General features: G+C 70.7%; 12 protein-coding genes and 1 pseudogene. 2 read left to right on the top strand and 11 right to left on the bottom strand.

Features of this window, described 5'->3' with window-relative positions:
- Positions 1–32: 32 nt before the first annotated feature.
- The 4 genes from NW895_RS25330 to NW895_RS25315 all read right to left on the bottom strand — a co-directional run bounded on the left by NW895_RS25330 (position 33) and on the right by NW895_RS25315 (position 3430).
- Positions 33–1517, bottom strand: coding sequence for a DEAD/DEAH box helicase (locus NW895_RS25330; protein WP_289938281.1), 1485 nt, complete (start codon positions 1515–1517; stop codon positions 33–35).
- Positions 1518–1729: 212 nt separating this feature from the next.
- Positions 1730–1933 carry a cold-shock protein gene (locus NW895_RS25325; RefSeq protein WP_007383480.1) on the bottom strand — a complete coding sequence of 68 codons (204 nt, stop codon included), beginning with the start codon at positions 1931–1933 and terminating at the stop codon, positions 1730–1732.
- A gap of 222 nt (positions 1934–2155) precedes the next feature.
- The gene (locus NW895_RS25320) at positions 2156–2494 is read right to left on the bottom strand and encodes a MerR family transcriptional regulator (RefSeq protein WP_289938276.1); all 339 of its coding nucleotides are present in this window, start codon (positions 2492–2494) and stop codon (positions 2156–2158) included.
- A 162-nt stretch (positions 2495–2656) separates the two neighbouring features.
- Positions 2657–3430, bottom strand: coding sequence for a polysaccharide deacetylase family protein (locus tag NW895_RS25315; protein ID WP_289938275.1), 774 nt, complete (start codon positions 3428–3430; stop codon positions 2657–2659).
- A 327-nt stretch (positions 3431–3757) separates the two neighbouring features.
- Here NW895_RS25315 and NW895_RS25310 point away from each other — a divergent pair, with 327 nt between their 5' ends.
- Entirely contained in the window at positions 3758–5920 is a 2163-nt protein-coding gene (locus NW895_RS25310) for a SpoIIE family protein phosphatase (RefSeq protein WP_289938272.1), read from the top strand.
- Between the two features lie 111 nt (positions 5921–6031).
- Here the strand turns inward: NW895_RS25310 and NW895_RS25305 are convergent, their stop codons facing one another.
- The 6 genes from NW895_RS25305 to NW895_RS41265 all read right to left on the bottom strand — a co-directional run bounded on the left by NW895_RS25305 (position 6032) and on the right by NW895_RS41265 (position 14770).
- Positions 6032–7216, bottom strand: a complete 1185-nt coding sequence (locus tag NW895_RS25305) for a type III polyketide synthase (protein WP_289938270.1) — start codon at positions 7214–7216, stop codon at positions 6032–6034.
- A 363-nt stretch (positions 7217–7579) separates the two neighbouring features.
- Positions 7580–10687 carry a VCBS repeat-containing protein gene (locus NW895_RS25300; RefSeq protein ID WP_289938268.1) on the bottom strand — a complete coding sequence of 1036 codons (3108 nt, stop codon included), beginning with the start codon at positions 10685–10687 and terminating at the stop codon, positions 7580–7582.
- 241 nt (positions 10688–10928) lie between these two features.
- Positions 10929–11213, bottom strand: a complete 285-nt coding sequence (locus tag NW895_RS25295) for a hypothetical protein (protein ID WP_289938266.1) — start codon at positions 11211–11213, stop codon at positions 10929–10931.
- 108 nt (positions 11214–11321) lie between these two features.
- Complete coding sequence (locus NW895_RS25290; RefSeq protein WP_289938264.1) at positions 11322–11882, bottom strand: DM13 domain-containing protein; 561 nt, start codon at positions 11880–11882, stop codon at positions 11322–11324.
- A gap of 237 nt (positions 11883–12119) precedes the next feature.
- Entirely contained in the window at positions 12120–13616 is a 1497-nt protein-coding gene (locus NW895_RS25285) for a vanadium-dependent haloperoxidase (RefSeq protein WP_289938262.1), read from the bottom strand.
- Between the two features lie 398 nt (positions 13617–14014).
- Positions 14015–14770 (bottom strand): ASCH domain-containing protein, encoded by a 756-nt coding sequence (locus NW895_RS41265; RefSeq protein WP_354670107.1) that lies wholly within the window; start codon positions 14768–14770, stop codon positions 14015–14017.
- A 34-nt stretch (positions 14771–14804) separates the two neighbouring features.
- On the opposite strand from NW895_RS41265, the pseudogene NW895_RS25270 reads away from it, so the two are divergent.
- A pseudogene (locus NW895_RS25270) lies at positions 14805–14939 on the top strand (site-specific integrase); the annotation flags it as partial.
- A gap of 31 nt (positions 14940–14970) precedes the next feature.
- Here the strand turns inward: NW895_RS25270 and NW895_RS25265 are convergent.
- Positions 14971–17625 (bottom strand): RICIN domain-containing protein, encoded by a 2655-nt coding sequence (locus NW895_RS25265; protein WP_289938259.1) that lies wholly within the window; start codon positions 17623–17625, stop codon positions 14971–14973.
- Between the last annotated feature and the right edge of the window lie 11 nt (positions 17626–17636).

Raw genomic sequence — 17636 nt, 5'->3', positions numbered from 1 at the left:
CGCCTGCCCGGTGATCACTTCCCCGACCTGCGTCAGGGGGTGGACGTGTTGTTCGGGGTGGCGCGACGGCTTCGGGGAGTGGTCCGTCCGGCTCGACCACGCCCGGCGGCGCGTCCCCTCCGGCCGCGGCGGGCGGATCCCGTGCGTTCGCTCTGCTCGGTGACCGGTGCGGCGAGGGTGACGGGCACGCCGGACGGGGTGCGGGCACCGGTGATGCGCTGCAGTTCGGCCTCGCCCGGGCGGACCCGGACGGTACGCGCGGTGATGCCCGCGTCGGCCATCAGGCGGTCCATCGCGCGCCGCTGGTGCGGCAGGACGAGGGTGACGACGGTGCCGGACTCCCCGGCGCGGGCCGTACGGCCGCCGCGGTGCAGGTAGTCCTTGTGGTCGCCGGGAGGGTCGACGTTCACGACGAGGTCGAGGTCGTCGACGTGGATCCCGCGGGCGGCGACGTTGGTCGCCACCAGCACCGTGACCTGGCCGTCCTTGAACTGGGCGAGCGTCCGGTTGCGCTGCGGCTGGGACTTGCCGCCGTGCAGCGCCGAGGCGCGCACACCGACGGACAGCAGGTGCTTGGCCAGCCGGTCGGCCGCGTGCTTGGTGTCGAGGAACATGATCACTCGCCCGTCGCGGGCGGCGATCTCCGTCGCGGTGGCGTGCTTGTCGGCGTCGTGCACGTGCAGCAGATGGTGCTCCATGGTGCTGACGGCACCCGCGGACGGGTCGACCGAGTGGACCACGGGGTCGTGGAGGTAGCGGCGCACCAGGAGGTCGATGTTGCGGTCCAGGGTGGCCGAGAACAGCAATCGCTGGCCGCCGGGACCGACCTGGTCGAGCAGTGCGGTCACCTGCGGCATGAAGCCCATGTCGGCCATCTGGTCGGCCTCGTCGAGGACGGTGACGGCAACCTGGTCCAGCCGGCAGTCGCCGCGCTCGATGAGGTCCTTGAGGCGGCCGGGGGTCGCCACGACGACCTCGGCGCCGGCGCGCAGCGCCCCGGCCTGGCGGCCGATCGCCATGCCGCCCACCACGGTGGCGAGCCGCAGACGCAGGGCACGGGCGTAGGGGGTGAGCGCGTCGGTGACCTGCTGGGCCAGTTCCCGGGTGGGTACGAGGACGAGGGCGAGCGGCTGCCGTGGCTGGGCGCGCTGCCCTTCCAGCCGGGCCAGCACGGGCAGTCCGAAGGCGAGTGTCTTGCCCGAGCCCGTGCGCCCTCGGCCCAGCACGTCTCGTCCGGCCAGCGCGTTCGGCAGTGTGGCCGCCTGGATCGGGAAGGGCACGGTCACGCCCTCCGCGTCGAGCGCGGCCAGCAGACGTGCGGGCAGGTCCAGTTCGGTGAACGTCTCGACCGGCGGCAGGGGCGCGGTGAGGGTGACCGGCAGGGTGAATTCCTGCGGGCGTGCGGTGGAGCGTGCTCGTGGGCCGCGGCTGCCGCGGGCGGAGCCTGCCGAGCGTGCGGAGCCTCGGTCCGTGCGGAAGCGACCGGAACTGCCGCCGGTGCGACGGGCGTGGTTCATGGCGGAACCTTCCTCGATGCGGCGTATCGAGGAATTCCGTCCAGCGGTCGGGAGCCGCACGCGGATTCACAAGAATGAGCCGAAGGGAATGTGAAGAGCCGGGCCTTCGGCGCTGAAGCCGGGCTGTCAGGAATCCGGGGCATCCCGGAAAGCAATGAGCTGGGGCCCGCACCCCGAGAGCGCGGGCCCCAGCCACATGATGCGCGTCAGCGTCAGGCGGGAACGATGTTCTCGGCCTGCGGGCCCTTCTGGCCCTGCGTGACGTCGAAGGTAACCTTCTGGCCTTCCTGAAGCTCGCGGAAGCCGCTGGTGGCGATGTTCGAGTAGTGGGCGAACACGTCAGCGCCGCCGCCGTCCTGCTCGATGAAGCCGAAGCCCTTTTCCGCGTTGAACCACTTCACGGTGCCAGATGCCATATTGAATCTCCCTTGGGGGGCAGTGCCGGAGTCCGCACTTTACGGATCCGAGTCGCCGCGATGATCACCCCTCCGGAAAGACCCGGAAAGCTCTGCGAAAACTGGCAATCAAAACTGCAACTGCTATCACGCTAACACAGGGCCGGGTGGAAGTCCCCTGCGTTTTCCGGATCGTCCAAAGGTTCTCATCCCGCCGTCACCTGTATTTCTGCACTGGCGGGACTAGATATCCGCGCCGTGCGCGTCGAGCGTCCGGCGCATTTCCCGGTTCAGGCGGAGGGTGTCGTCGAGCTGGTCCTCGAGCGAGATGATGCGGCACGCGGCCTCGATGGGAGTGCCCTGGTCGACGAGTTCACGGGCGCGGGCGGCGATGCGCAGCTGGCGGCGCGAGTACCGGCGGTGGCCGCCTTCCGAACGCAGGGGAGTGATCACCCCGGCTTCGCCGATGGCCCGCAGGAAGGCAGGGGTGGTGCCGAGAACATCGGCGGCCCGCCCCATGGTGTAGGCGGGGTAGTCGTCGTCGTCCAGGTTGCCGGCGACAGAGGCGTTCTCAGCGGGCATAGCACCTTCGTTTCGGGATGCGGCGAGGGACCCGGGCGTGCGCGGCGCCCGTGGTCCGACCCTAACTCCGGCAGGCACGGAGATGTGGACTCGCCGTGACAGACTTCCGCACGGCACCGTGCCGGGCCACGCCCCTCCCCGGGGACCGGCCAGGGCCCTGGCTCAGCGCACCGGGAAGCCGAAGGAGTAGCCCTGCTCCTTGAGCCAGGGAAGGATCCGGCGCAGCGCCTCGACGGTCTGGGAGCGGTCGCCTCCCGCGTCGTGGAAGAGCAGCGTCGGCCCGCCCGGCAGCTCCCGCTGGACGGTGGCGACGACAGCGTCGGTGCCCGGCCGCTCGAAGTCCTTGGTGTCCACGTTCCAGCCCAGCGGGCGCATGCCCCGGGAGGCGGCGAGCTTGCGGCTGTAGGGGGTGAAGGCCCCGCCGGGCGCCCGGTAGTACATCGGCCGTACGCCCCCGGACGCCTCGGTGATCATGCGTTCGGCGTCGAGTATCTGCTGCGACTGGTAGGCCTGGGACTTCTTGTCCATGGTGGTGTCGTGCGACACCGAGTGGTCGCACAGCCGGTGCCCGGCCGCGACCACCTTCTTCACCAGGTCCGGGTGGGCCTGCGCCTGCGTCCCCACCATGCAGAACGTGGCCTTCGCTCCGTACTCCCGCAGCACATCGAGCACCTGAGGGGTCCACACGGGGTCGGGGCCGTCGTCGATGGTGATGTTGACGCCGCGCGCTCCCTTGTCCGAGGCGTGCGCGATGGTCACCGCGACCGGCTTGACGGCACTGCCCGGCGTGGCCGGTGCGGCCGCCTTCGGCGACGAGCCGCCCCCGGCACCGGCCTGCGCGGTCCACACCGAGGCACCGGTGGCGAGCAGCGTCACTCCGAGCGCCGCACCGACCACCTTGCCGTACCAGCCCCGCCCGCCGCCGTGCCGTGCCATGTCCGCCCCGCTTTCGCACAGTTCCTCGCCGATCCCCGGTCGCCTTGCGACCACCTGGCAGGACGAGGGCCGGCGGCCGCGGGATGCGTCCGTTACCGATCACGGACAATCCCGGGGGTGTTCGCGGACAACTCGGCGAGCAGCGCGGGAGGCGGCGTGCTGCCTCCCTCACTGTCCGCGTTCGCTGTGCGATCCGCTGGTGTGGGCGAAGCGGCCCGGGTTGTTATTGAATGAGGTGTGCGGTCAGGAATGTCGGGACCCGATCGCCCGGGTTCTGGTTCGGCCCCGGCGCTGTGCCGGGGTTGGCGAGCGAGCTGAGAGAGCCGCATGGACTCCACATCCTCCCCCTCGTCCTCGTCGCCGTTCGACATGGTCAGCAGCGCCTTGGGGCAGTACATCCCGCGCGGCGGAGCGGCAGCGTCCGCCGGTTCTGCCGAGTCGCAGGACGACCGCACCGCCCCCCGGCGCGTCCCCGCCCACCCCGCCCCCGGCCGTCAGGAGCAGATCCTCGGCGCGGTCAACCTCGACCGGGAACTGAGAATCACCCGCTGCAATCTGGACGCCCCCGTTTTCGAGGGGGTGGACGCCAGGACCGGGAGCTCTTTCGTCGATCTCCTGCCTCCCGGGGACGTACCGACGGTCACCCGACGGTTGCGGCAGGTTCTGGAGACCGGTGAGCCGCACGTCGCCCGGGTCCAGCGGCTGCGGCGCGGCGACGGGTCGGAGCTGGTGGTCTCGATGAGCATCCTGGCCGCCGCGGCCCCTCAGGAGGGCCTGACCGTCTCCCTGATCGCCATGGCCAGGAGGCTGCACCTGTACGCCGCCGAGACCGCCATCGGCACCTCGCTGGACATCGGTGAGACCGCGCAGTCGCTGGCGGAGTCTCTGCTGGCCTGGGGAGACGTGGCCGCCATCGACCTCGACTTCGCCGTGTGGACGGGTGAGGCGGTCACCGAGCAGCCGCAGGGGCGGATCCGGCTGCGGCGGGCGGCCCTGGTGCCGGACCGGGCGTGGCCCGACGGTTATGTGACGCCGGGGGACGATCTTCCCAGCGATGCGAGTCGCCTGCTGTCGCATGCGGTACGGCGTGACGACGCCGCGCAGGCCATCGTCATACCCGACCGGGAGGCGATCGAGCGGGTACTGGGCAGTCCGCGTCTGGTCCGTGCCCTGGTGCCCGGTGACCGGGCGGCGAGCGTGGCGTGCATACCGCTGGTCCTGGACGGTGCGCCGCCCGTCGTTCTGGGCGTGGCCGAGGTCTGGCGGCGGGCGGACCGCCCCTTCGACGACAGCGAGCTGCTCGACCTGCAGGAACTGGTGGCCAGGACCTCTCACCACGTCGACCTGGCCCGTCAGCACCAGCGCGAACACACGCAGGTGCTGGCGTTGCAGCGCCGGCTGCTGCCACGGTCCGGCGGCGACACCATCGAGACCGCCAGCGTCTACCAGCCCGCCACCCCCGACAGCGCGGGCGTCGGCGGTGACTGGGTGAACAGCTTTCCGCTGCCGGACGGCCGTACCGCGCTGGTGGTCGGTGACGTCGTCGGGCACGGTCTGGGAGCAGCGGCGACCATGGGACAGCTGAGCATGGAGGCCCGCGCGCTGCTGTCCGCGGGGCTGGCGCCCGACGAGGTGCTGGAGCACCTGGACGAGACCGTGTCGCTGCTGGACGACGCGGAGTCCGGGCTCGCGGCCGGTTACAGCGCCCTCGGGTCGACCTGCTGCATCGCCGTCTACGACCCGGTCGGCCACCATGTGGCGCTGTCCAGCGCCGGCCACCTCCCCCCGGTCCTGGTGCCCCCGGACGGGCCGGCCGGCCCGGTCGCGGTGCGCACCCACCCCGGGCTGGGCGCCGAGTTCGCGCTGCGGGAGCCGTTCGACGTGCACACGTTCGCCGCGCCCCCGGGCACGTTGCTCGCCCTCTACACCGACGGCCTGGTGGAGGATCCCGCCGTATCGATCGACGAGGGCATCGGCAGGCTGGCGGATCTCGTGTCCGCGGTGCACCCCTGGGACGCCCTGCAGCAGGCCGCGCGGCGCGTGGTCTCCGCGCTGGCGCCCGGGCGCCGCCGCGACGACGTGACCCTGCTGCTCGCGCGCATGATCGGCTACCGCAAGGGGGACACCGCGACCTGGCGGCTGCCCGCCCGCGACGACGCCCCCGCCCGTGCCCGTTCGCAGGTCTCCGCGCTGCTGCGGCAATGGCACACCGGGGACGACACGCGGGAGAACGTGATGCTGCTGGTCAGCGAGCTGGTCACGAACGCGGTGCGCTTCGCCACCGGCCCCGTCACGGTACGGCTGATCAGGGCCGGTCACGGGCTGCTGTGCGAGGTGGGCGACACCGGCAACGGCAGGCCGCGGCTGGGGCGCAACGGACCCTTCGACGACAGTGGCCGTGGCCTGCACGTCGTGCACGGACTCACCAGCCGGTGGGGGGTGCGGTGGACGGACACCGGCAAAGTGGTCTGGGCGGCGGTCGGGAGGTGACGCGGCCGCGGGCGGGCCGGCCGGCGTGCGCTCGTCAGGGGGCGCCACCGGCGGTACGGGCGCCGACCGGTGGCATGGACGGCCCGGCCGCCGGTACGGCGCGAGCCGGCACTACAGCCACGCTCCTTCCACGGCGGTGGCCGTGAGGCCCGGGGCCGCCGCGTACAGGACGGCACGGCTGCCCGGTTCCTGTCCGGCGTCGTGCGCTCTGCGCAGGATGTCGAACACGGCGGCGCCTCCGCGGTTGCCGCTGGTGTAGCTGTCCCGGCTGTAGTCCAGCAGCCCCGACGGCCACCCGTCGGGCATCGTCTGCTCCATGTACTCCAGCACCCGTGTCCCGCCCGGGTGCGCGAGCAGGACGTCGGGGTGCCAGGAGCCGGGGTCGTCCTGGTAACGGACGCGCAGCCACTCCCACATCGCGGTGACCGTCTCCTGCACGGCGCGCGGTCCGCGCCGGTCCATCACGAAGTGGGTGCCGTCCGCCCGGGTCTCCAGGCGGTGCAGATCCTGGGTGCCGGGCAGAGTGTGGTGCCAGGCGGCGTCCAGCCGCAGCACCGACTCGGGCCTCGGGCGGCCCGTGACCACCGCGGCGACCGCGGTGTCCGCGAACAGCAGCCGGACGATCAGGGACTCCAGGGTGTCGTCCGCGGGCTGGTAGGTCGTGCTCAGCGCCTCCGCGATCACGACCAGGACCACCCGGTCGGGGTCCGCGGCCACGAGATCCCCCGCCAGCGCCAGGGAGCGGGTCCCGGCGACGCAGGCCCACTGTGTGGCCGGCAGCAGCATCACGTCGTTGCGGAGCGGGAGCTTGTTGGCCAGGGCGATGTCCAGCCCCGGCAGCGCGGGAGTGGTGGAGTGACTGGTGATCAGGCAGTCGACGTCCGCGGCGTCCAGCCCGGCGATCTGCAGGGCCCCGCGCGCCGCATGTTCCCCGTAGGACTGCACGGCAGCCCAGGCCGGCGCGGTGCGCTCCTGGACCGTCTGCGGTGCGGGTATCGACTCAAGGGCGGCGATCACGCGGTCCACGTCCTGCTCGGTGAACCCGTCGCGGGCCAGCGCCTCCCGGGCCGGTCCGGTGCCGGCGGCCCGCAGGCCGTTCCCGTCGCCGGGCGCGACGGCGGTCTCCAGCGGCAGCATCCACCCGCGGGTCCGGATGCCCGTACTGGCCGCGATGCCGTCGATTCGCGGCGCCCACGGCGCGTGCGGATGCCGGGCGCGTACTTCCGCCACGATCTGGCTGGTCTCCACGGTGTGCCTGCCGTGGATCACGGCAGGAGGGCACAGGTAAGCGGCCATGGTGGGCACCTCTCTGGGGGGAAAGGGAGGGAAAGCGAGGGAAAGCGAGGGAAAGTGAGAGAAAGGGGGAATGAGCAGGTGTTGGGGAAGTACGTCAGGAATGATGTGTCGTGTGTCACTTCGACGCTTCGCGCCAAGTTGATGCCGGTGCGCCCCACTTAGGGTGTCGACATGCGCTTAGAGCATGGACGCCAAAGGGACATTTGCGCTGTGACCTGGACAACTTGGGCAGTCCTGAAGTGCGTGATACGGCGCACACGGCCGGACGATGGGTTCCCGGAGCGGCGGCGCCGACCTTCCGGACATGCGAAGGCGCCCGGTGACATCAAGTCGCCGGGCGCCCTCAGAGGATCAGCTCACCGCTTATGAAAGGGACTTGTAGCCGCTCCAGCCGCTCGCGATCTGCGTCCGCGGCCCGAACGAGCCCTTTCCGTCGCCGCTGTTGCGCCACAGGTTGCCGCTGGTGTCGCGGGAGACCAGGTCCGGCCTGCCGTCGTCGGTGATGTCGCCGACGCCGACGACCGCGTTGTACGAGCCGCCCCAGTTGCCGAACAGCTTCACGCGGGCGGCGAAGGTGCCGTCGCCCTTGCCGTCGTAGCGGTAGAGGTTGCTGGACGTGTCCTGGGCCAGGAGGTCCGCCCTGCCGTCGCCGGTGATGTCCCCGACTCCGACGATCTTCTTGTAGCCCTTCCAGTTGTCGTAGAGCTTGACGCGGGAGGAGAGCTTGCCGTCACTGGTGCCCTTGTAGAGGTAGACGGCTCCGGTGGAGGAGTTGCGGGCGATGAGGTCCGGGCGGCCGTCGCCGCTCACGTCGCCGGGCGAGGTGAGGACGTTGTACTGCGTCCAGCCGCTGCTCGCGAGGGTCGTGTACGGCGTCGACGGCTTGACCGCCGCCCCGCAGCCCGGCTTGTACAGCCGCAGGGCGCCGCTGCTGTAGCGCACGAGGACGTCGTTGCAGCGGTCACCGCTCAGGTCGCCGAAGGGGATCGCCGTGATGGACGTGGCCCAGCCGGTTCCCGTGTACTTGTCGCCGAACTTCCCTGTGCCGGTGCCGGAGTGGAAGGTCAGCCCGCCCGAGGAGTTGAGGGTGAGCAGGTCGCCTCGGCCATCCGGGCCGTCCACGAAGTCGTGGCGCACCGCCGCTCCGCGCTGCAGGTAGCCATCGCCGGTCGTCACCGTGGTCACCGTGGCGGTGCCGAGTCCGGTCGCCTTCAGGGTCCAGGTGAAGTGGCCGTTGGGGAAGTAACTGCCGCTCGCCGTCCTGCCGTTCCAGGTCGCGCTCACCAGGTCCGGTGTCGCGCCTCCGGTGATCGTGCGGGTGGCCTTGCCGGTCGCACCGCTCTGGACCGAGGTGAAGGTGAGCGACCAGGAGGTGACCGGGCGGGACAGCACCCAGCGGCCCTGGAAGGGCATGTTCGGGTCCACGGAGTCGCTGCCGATCGACGTCTTCAGAGCCGTCACGGCGGACGGGGCGATGCCCGTGGTGATGACGTGAGTGCGCTCGTAGTCGTCGAACCAGGCGACCAGGCCGGTGTACTCGTCGACCGTCCAGCGGTAACGGCGGTCCGCGGGCAGGCCCTTGTCGGGCAGGTCGGAAGCGATCGTGCGGGTGGTGCCGGTGGCCGCCTCGGTGAGGACCAGGGTGCCGGTGGTGTGGTCGTGGCGCACGGTGAAGCCGTCGCCGAGGAGCACGTCACCGGGGGTGACCGCCGTCGACGTACCGGCCTTGGTGTCGTACACGCCCGCCGAGTCCGTCCCGCAGGCCCAGTACAGCCAGCGCCCCGCCGCCTGGAGTTCGCCCGGCACGCAGGCCAGACCCGGGACGGTCACCGTGGCGAGCGACTTCTCCAGCGGGAGGCTGTACGAGGTGAGCGTGCCGGCGGTGGTGGTGGCGCTCCAGAGGGTGGAGCCGCTCAGGGTTGCGGCGCGCACGGACCGCTTCAGCTTCTGGCCCTGGCCGAACTCGCCGACGTACTGCGCCGGGGTGCTGCCGCCGGAGTTGTAGACGGCGTAGTCGTCTCCGGCGTCGACGATCGAGCCGCCCGTGGTGCCGAACTCCAGCTGGTGGCCGCCGATGGCGACCAGCCGGTCCTCCTTCAGCTCCGCGTCGTAGTAGTAGTTGCCGAGATAGACGTCCTCGGCGGCGAGGTTCCCCCACAGTGCCGCGCACGTGGTGCCGGCGTACGGGCAGACGGGGCTGTAGACCTTGCTGCTCTCCGTGGCGTCCGACGCCGTCAGCTCGGAGGAGCCGTTGGTGGTGAGGGTGCGCACGGACGTGAGGTGCGCGGCGGTGTCCGGGTCGTCCTCGGCGACGCGCAGGCTGCCGCGGCTGAGCGCGATGCCGGTCTTGGCGTTCTCCACCGCCGGGGACTGGAGCACCTTCTCCATCCTCAGCGTGCCGTCCTCGGCCTGGCTCACCCGCCGCACCCACCAGTCGGTGGCGTCGGTGCCGCCGGAGACCAGCGCGCTGTCGTCACCGGCGGCCAGCGTGTACTCGCCCGCGCTCGCCAGCAGGGTCTGCTGAACCGAGGGGTCGTTCACGTCGACGGCGAGCAGTTTGGAGCCGAGCGAGCTGGAGGACAGCGGCAGCAGCAGCCAGTCGCCGACCAGGACCGGATCGCCGTCGAGCGTGCCCGGGTTGGCGGGCAGCGTGACGACCTGCTCGGGGCCGGTGAGGTCGGTACGGGACTTCAGGTGCAGCTCGGCGGTGCCGGCCTGGTACCAGCCGATGCGGTCCTCGCTCATCACGTAGTGCGAGGCGTAGGTGGCGTCGGTGAACGCATAGGTGTTCACGGCCGAGGCGACGTCGATGTAGCCGATCGTGCCGGTGCCGACCGACCAGAGCACGCCGGAGGAGTCCGCCGCGAGGACGTCCTCGCTCCCCACGCTCGTCGCGTCCCCGGTGACCCTGCGGGTGCGCCACGCGCCGTCGACCTTGTCGATCAGGGACTGGGTGGTGACGATCGTGTCGCCGGCGAGGGCCCGGTAGTAGCCCTGGCCGTACTGGATGGAGCCGTTCCAGCTCACCTTCCTGGACGTGGCCGTCGCCGGGTCCCAGAGGGTGGCGTACGCGTCGCTGGTCGTGGTCGGCAGGGCGACCAGGTCGCTGTCCGAGCCGTACCAGGCGTTACGGCACTCGGAGCCGAGGTACGTGCAGCCGGTGCCTGGGGTGTAGACGCCGTCGGCGTTCTCCACGGTCACGGTCCTGCCGGTCGCGTAGTCGGTCCACAGCAGCCCGGACCTGCCGCTCTGCCGGTGCAGGAAGCCGCTGTCGCCGGCCACGTACGGGCGGTCGGTGCGGGGTGTGGCCGAGCTGGGGTCGACCAGCGTGATCGCGGTGGTGTCGCCTCCGGCCGCTTCCGCGGATCCGCTGCCCTGCGAAAGGACGGTGACGGACGCCGCCGCGACGGCGATGACGAGCGAGGAGACGGCGGCGGCCAGCCCGCCCCGTCTCGGGGCGTGTCTGCCCACTTAAGGTTCCCTCCCCTGCGAGGGCCCGTGCCCTCGCACAAGTGGCCGGATCTTATCAGGGGGTGGTGGCGGAAAGGAGACGCTCGCACAGGTGAAAGGCGGTGGACAGGCCTGGCCCGCTCGATCCCGGAGAACAAAGAACCCCCGGGTCCCGACCTGGAGGTTCACAGGGAGCGGATGACGAGAACCGAACTCGCGCTCGTGGCTTGGGAGGCGACGGCGCTCACGGATCCGCGCACCTCTACGCCGCCCCCCGGACGCCGATCGAGTCCAGGGCGGCGGTCACCGTCCTGCCCAGCGTCGCGGCATCCGCACCGGCACGGGAGCGCAGGTTGACGCCATAGGCGAGCAGTGCCAGCAGATCCGCGGAGGCTCCGGGGTCGGCGCCAGGGGCGAGCTGCCCTTCGCGGTCGGCGGTGACGAGGGCGGCGTACATCGCCTCGCGCAGCTCACGGTGGTGCTGGTCCAGGACAGCGCGTACCTCGGGGTCGCTGTTCTCGGCCCCGGCGTGCGCGTTGGAGACCATGCAGCCCCAGCGGGCGTACTCACCCGAGCAACGGCCGACATCCTCGCTGCTCTCGACGCGCCGGCCTGAAGCGGGCGGCCCGAGCAGCGCCAGTGCCGTCAGGGCCTGTCAGACACGGGCGAGTTCCGCAGCGCCGAAGGAGACGTCGAACCGGTCGCACCAGATGCTGACGCTGCTGAACCGGGCCGGGTCGACCTCTTCGGGCAGGGCGTAGTTCTGGCTGCCCTTGTTGCCCTTGAGCTTGCCGAGGCTGACGTACTTGCCGTCGTCGAAGACGCGCCAGCCGGCCGTCCCTTCCTTCACCGGTGCGTCGGTGAGCCACACGTGCAGGTCGGGACCGTTGCTGGTGTCGAGGTTCTCCAGCCGGACGATGTGGGAGCCGTCGGCCAGCCGTACGAGTTTCACGGTGCCCGATGTCGCGTGCTCGTGACTGATCAGCTCACCGCTCGCCAGCGTCTGCGGTCCGGCCGGCTTGGTGGGCGTCTCGGAGGGCGCCACCGCAGCAGGTGCGGAGGTTTCCACCGCCTGGGGCAGGGCCTCCTCGACGGTCTCGTTCTGCCACAGCTTCCACGGCTGGAACCAGTACAGCCCGAAGCCGGCTCCGCCGACCGCCACCACCAGTACCGCGATGACCAACGGCCTGGTCAGTACCTTCCGCACGCGCCCCATCCCCGCCTCGCCTTCTGGGAGTCTGTCTGTCCTGCCCCATTCAACGGAAGCCGGCGTCCGTCCCACACCCCGCAGGTGATGACGGAATCCTTACGCCGCACCGTCGCCTTCAGCGGTGCTCTGCTCCGTTCGCCGGAGGGCCGGGCTTCTCGACGACCCGGGCCCGGACCCGCTGTGCGAGCCCGGGCCCGGCGCTGTCCCAGGGCGGTAGCCGACTCGGGGGAGAGGGCCGAATCCTCAGACGGCGAGGGTGCTGCCGTCGAACCGGCTCAGGGTGAACACCGCATCCTCCAGGGTGACTTCCTTCGCCTCGCGCAGCATGCCGATGGCGATCTCCTCACCCAGCCGCACGGCCTCCGTGAAGTCGGTGCGCCAGTGCACACCGGCCATGTTGCGGCCCGTGGCGATGTTGGCGGCGACCTTGTTCAGCTCGCCGCCGACCGTGAGCCGGCCGGCGTCCGGACCGGTGTACGGCTCCAGAACGGTGCCGTCGGTGCTGGGCACGACCGGGTCGGCCAGGACGTGCGACTCGTCGAACCACGCCTTCAGGATCGTCACGCACGCCCCGGCCACCGTGGCGTGCCCGGACCCGTACGAGGGATGGGTCGGGCTGCCCTCGGGGAACGCCTGCGGCAACAGGTAGCTGCCGTACTTCTCGAACACCCGCTTGACCGCGACGGAGTCCAGCACCTCACTGTCGATCGGGTACTCGCGCTGCCCGCGCAGCTGCTGGTGGACCCGCCCGCCGAACTCCTCCGGCCGCAACCGCCGGTGCACGTACCACTTCTGGAACCACACCGCCTTCAGCGCCCGGGTGGCCACCTCGGTGACGAGCGAGAGAATGTGCGGCCCGCCGTACGTCCCGAAACCGATCTGGTTGCGCGAGAAGGTGTACGGATTGCCCGGATCCGCCGGGGCGTTCATGCCCAGCAGGATCAGAGCGGCGTTGAGATAGGCCTCGTACAGGGCGTCGAAGTGCACGTAGTGCGCCAGGTCGCGGGGCGTCTGGATGTAGCGCCGCGTCGCAAAGTCCCGCTCGTCCGGCTCGGGTTCGGAGCCGTTCTGCACCTCCAGCCAGTCGCCCCAGGTGGTCAGGTGGTCGACCGGGCGGACCAGGGTGTCCTGCCGCTGCGGAATCCGCAGCGTGCCGTACGGGACGTCCTTGAGCAGGAACTGCGAGATGTACGGCCCCACCAGGTCGCCCCGGGTGTCGCCGCGGAAGATGGTCTGCGCGGTGACCTGGCCGTTCTGCTTGGGCGCCCGGAAGTCCGACAGCCCGCTCAGGTCCGCTGCCGCCTCGGCGACCAGTTCGCTGTCGCCGAACCGCGTGAACAGCACATCGCGGCACAGCGCCATCCAGTACAGCTCCACCGCCTCGGCGGAGTTCTCCGCGCTGTCGATGCGCGGTGCCGGCCGGACGGCCAGTGCCTGGCCGTCCGGACCCTGCAGGTCGAACGAGGCGCCGGCCTGCGGGTTGACCAGCTTTCGCGTGCCCCCGAGCGGGATCCGCTCGAAGTCCTCGTAGCTCCCGGTGGCCAGCGCACGGCGCAGCAGGTGGTAGGCGGCCGGGTCGACCTCGCCGAACTTGTTGTGCGGCAGCGCCTTGGAGTAGTTGGCCACGAACGGGTGGTCCGTCTCCTCCCCGTTGGCTGCGTGGACCGGCACGTGGCGCTGGAACTCGGCCTCGGCGGCCCGGACGCGCGCATCGCGCGCGGCTGAACGACGATCACTCATGTGAATCCCCCGTGTTCCCCGTGAAAGGTGCGAAGCGCACCACATCCCATGAGACATCCCGCGTCGCGGGACCGTTGCACGGAACACGGACAGTCACGAAGATCTGCACATCTAAGAAATAAGCCTCCGAAACATGACCGTCGACCGCGAGCAGAGCGTCGTGACGTGCTCGCCGCGCGCTGCTCGCGCAGGCACGCAAACCCGGCACTCACAGGGCCGGCCCCATCTGACCGCGCGACGGCTACCGTGCCCGGCTTGCCGCGTTCGCGGATGGACAGGTGCCACTGTGCTCCACGCAGGGTGGGTCAGGGAGCATGTCCAGGGCTGCTGTCAGCACTCTGATGGGCTCACCTGGTGCGAGGGTCCGTAGGCATGCGCGGTTGTCCGCCGCTGTGGGTTCACGCGTCAGCCAAGCGGAACTGGACGATGGCAATATCATCGGCGGGAACGATGTCGGGGTAGTGGTACCGCAGCCTGTCGTGCAGTTCTTGGAGATCGCGGAATCCGTCGGCGATGGCGTCCTGTTCGGTCAGCTCGTCGACCCTTTTTGAGATGATCTGCGTGACGACACCCCGTAGCACCACCTCCTCATCCAGCTCGAAGACCATGTTGACCGGCCCGGTGGCAACCGGATCACGGAAGCGAACGGTCGTCGTCTTCCGTCCGGTGCGGACGGCGTCGAGATAGTCCCGGTGGAAATACATGGACTGCCTCGCCGTCGCCTGGCAGCCCGGTTCAGAGGACGCGGCCTGATCGGCCCATACATAGCTGTGTGGCAGCAGGCCCGCTATGGCGATGCTGCGAACCCCGTCGGCCGTGGGCACCAGGACGCGTATGCCCGGATGGTGGTCGAGAAGGACCTGCCGATCACGGCCACACGGCGCGAGCACACCGCGGCCCCTGTCGCCGACAGCAACAATGGTTGCCAGCTCACGCGCACCTGCCGCACGGGCATGCCCCAGTGCCACGAGCTCTGCACAGGGTCCGCCAGTGAAGTGGTAGAGGTTGATGCCACCGAATATCCGTCCTCGCGCATCTCGGACAGCGGCGCCAACCGTGTGCACCTCCCCGTCGCCGTTGGCCTTCACAATGCGCTGGGCGAACTCGACCAGCTCCATGTCTTCTTCTGTCGGCAATCGCAGGGTGCTGTCCACGCCCAGCACCCTACGACTGGCACCGAGTCAAGCTGTGTGGCGGGGTGACGTCGACCTCGACAACCTGGTGATCCGCGTCCGCGTCGCCGAGCCGGAGCGGACCAACGGCAGGCGCGCTCCCGGCGAGACCAAGTCCGAGGCGGGCGTCCGTGTCGTCGTCCTCCCGGCCTTGTTCCGGCTCGATCGCACCCCCGCCTGGGTCAGGACGGGTCGCCGTACTGGAGGCCGCGTCCGTTGGTGCCGACGTAGACGCGGCCGTAGGTGTCGGGGTCGCCGGTGATGACGCCGACGCCGCCGATGGCACCCCACTGGTGGGCCTGGTCGTTGACGCGGAGCCAGGTGGCGCCCTTGTCGGTGGAGCGGAAGACTCCGGTGACGTCCTTGACGGTGCCGATCAGGTACAGGGCCTGGTAGCCGGTGCCCGGCTTGGCCTTGCCGAAGCCGAGGGCGGAGGCGGACTGCACGGACCTCAGCGTGGTGAAGGTGCGGCCGCCGTCGGTGGAGTGGAGCAGCCCCTTGCCGCCGCCGGTGATCCACAGGTCCCCGGCGATGCCGGGGACGGCCGTGAGCCGGCTGTCGGCGGGCAGGTCGGTGGCGCGGGCGGTGAAGGTCGCGCCGCCGTCGGTGCTGGCGTAGAGCGTGCCGCCGGACAGTGAGTAGAAGGTCCTGGCCGAGGACCGGTCGGCGACGACCACGGCGTCGTTGCCCAGGCCGCTGACCCTCGACCAGCTCGCCCCCTTGTCGGTCGAGCGGTACGGGGTCTGACCGGCCTGGGTCCAGACGATGGTGGAACCGTCCGCCGCGAGCGCGACATGGCCGTCCTGGGCACCGGCCACCGGCTCCGCCTTGAAGCCGCTCCAGCTGCTGCCGCCGTCGGTGGAGTAGGCGCCGTCCTGCTCGCCGCCACGGCCCACGCGGACCATCATCGAGGGCTTGGACTGGGCGAAGTCGATGTCGGTGCTGTTGGACATCATCGGGTTGCTCAGTCGCCCGGCGGGCACCTTGGTCAGGTCGTCGTGCCGGAAGCCGCCCTGGTCGCCCATGGAGGTGATGACGGTGGCGCCGCCGGGCGGAGCGATCGCGTCCAGCAGCGAGGTCTCCTCCAGCCCTCGGGCGCCCATGCTCCAGTGGCTGGTGCCGCCGCTGTCGGAGGCGTCTGCGTCCTTGCTGCGCAGGATGCCGTTGCCGGTGCCGTACAGCACGTGCCCGGAGTTGAAGGGATCGATGGCCAGGGCGGTCATCCAGTGCCCGGTGTGCGTGCCGACGTAAGGAGCGGCGGAGGCGTTGCGCACCGACTTGTCGGCCAGTGCCTTCCAGGTCGTGCCGCCGTCGGTGCTGCGGTAGATCTCGTCCTCGGGCCACCAGCGGCCGAGGGTGGTGACCATCACCGTGGACGGCTTGCGCGGGTCGACGGCCAGACCGGAGAACCCGTAGTTGCCCTGGGAGGGGGAGATGTTCTTCCACGCCCCGCGGTCCGGCGTGTACTTCCACACCGAGCCCGCCGTCACGCCGTTGGGTCCGAGGGCGTTGGTGTACGTCAGGTACAGCGAGCCGTCACCGGAGAGCACGCCGTGCTGCGGCAGTTGGCCGGTGGGCCGGCCGGGGACAGCCTGCCAGGTGCTGCCGCCGTCGGTGGAGCGGTACAGGGAGGTGGACTTGTCGTTGACGCCGACGTAGACCGTCTTGCTGCCGGCGGGGCCGTACGTCACGAAGGAGATGCCCGCCCCGCTGCTCGCCCCGTCCTTGACGGGGAACGAGGAGACCTGACGCCATGTCACGCCGTGGTCGTTGCTGCGCCACAGGCCGTTCTTGCGGGTGCCCAGCAGCAGGGTGCGGTTGTCCGAGGGGTCGATCGCCAGCCGTTCGCCCGCCCCGCGGCCGTCCTCGTTGCCGCCCAGCTTGAAGGGCAGATCGGTGCGCTTGAAGGTGCGGCCCCGGTCGGTGGAGCGCAGGATCGCGCCGTTGCCCGCCCACTCGTTGGTGTAGGTGCCCGCCCCGAGGTAGAGCCGCTCGGGGTCGACGGGGTCGGTGGCCACCGAGTCGATGCCCAGCAGGTTCCAGTCCTTCTCGCCGATCCAGTCGGTCAGCGGGATCCACTGCTCGGCCGCGGTGTCCCAACGGTAGGCGCCGCCCATGTCGGTGCGCGCGTACAGCAGGCCCTTCTCGCGCGGGTTGAACACCAGCCCGGTGACGTAACCACCGCCAACCACCTGGGCGTTCTTCCACACATACGGTCCGGCCGCGGCCGTGGTCTGTGCCGTGCCGCCCCCGGCCGTCTGGGTCTCGGCCGTCTTCACCAGCTTCCACTGCTGGTTGGTGCTGCCCCGGCCCGGATACTGGATGACTGCCGCGCCCTCGGTCGCGGAGCCCCCGGAGACGTCCAGGAGCTGCCCGCTCCTGCGGGAGACGAAGGTGACGGCGTCGGAACCGCTCACCTCCTCGATCTTCCACTCCTGGGAGGTGGCCGAACTGTCGGTCTGCTGCTCGGCGGCGGCCCCCTGAGCGGTCGAATTGCCCGCTATACCCAGCACTTTGCCACTGTTGCGGTTCACCAGCTGGTAGTAGCCGTCCCCGGTGGGCTTCAGCCTCCACTGCTGGTTGGCGGTGTTCTGGTCGGTCCACTGCTGGATACGGGTGCCGTCAGCGGTGGAGAAGCCGTTGACGTCCAGCACCTTGCCGCTGCGCACGGAGACCAGACGGTAGTAGGCGGCGCCGTCGACCGTCGCGGCCTGCGAGTCCTCCTGCGCGTACAGGAGATAAGGCACGAGGACGGCGGGCACGCCGAGCAGCAGACCGGTGGCGGTCCAACGACGGCGGTGACGCCCGCGGCGCCCGCCGTTCGTGGGGGTGTTCATGAGGGGGTGTT

Source organism: Streptomyces sp. S.PNR 29, from assembly GCF_030386795.1.
Taxonomy (GTDB): domain Bacteria; phylum Actinomycetota; class Actinomycetes; order Streptomycetales; family Streptomycetaceae; genus Streptomyces.
This window is presented reverse-complemented; position numbering and strand designations above follow the sequence as displayed.

Coding starts and splice junctions, on each gene's coding strand:
- NW895_RS25320 (WP_289938276.1), bottom strand. CDS start 2,494: ATGCCCGCTGAGAACGCCTCTGTCGCCGGCAACCTGGACGACGACGAC.
- NW895_RS25295 (WP_289938266.1), bottom strand. CDS start 11,213: ATGGTCTCCAACGCGCACGCCGGGGCCGAGAACAGCGACCCCGAGGTA.
- NW895_RS25265 (WP_289938259.1), bottom strand. CDS start 17,625: ATGAACACCCCCACGAACGGCGGGCGCCGCGGGCGTCACCGCCGTCGT.
- NW895_RS25315 (WP_289938275.1), bottom strand. CDS start 3,430: ATGGCACGGCACGGCGGCGGGCGGGGCTGGTACGGCAAGGTGGTCGGT.
- NW895_RS25330 (WP_289938281.1), bottom strand. CDS start 1,517: ATGAACCACGCCCGTCGCACCGGCGGCAGTTCCGGTCGCTTCCGCACG.
- NW895_RS25305 (WP_289938270.1), bottom strand. CDS start 7,216: ATGGCCGCTTACCTGTGCCCTCCTGCCGTGATCCACGGCAGGCACACC.
- NW895_RS25325 (WP_007383480.1), bottom strand. CDS start 1,933: ATGGCATCTGGCACCGTGAAGTGGTTCAACGCGGAAAAGGGCTTCGGC.
- NW895_RS25310 (WP_289938272.1), top strand. CDS start 3,758: ATGGACTCCACATCCTCCCCCTCGTCCTCGTCGCCGTTCGACATGGTC.
- NW895_RS25290 (WP_289938264.1), bottom strand. CDS start 11,882: ATGGGGCGCGTGCGGAAGGTACTGACCAGGCCGTTGGTCATCGCGGTA.
- NW895_RS25285 (WP_289938262.1), bottom strand. CDS start 13,616: ATGAGTGATCGTCGTTCAGCCGCGCGCGATGCGCGCGTCCGGGCCGCC.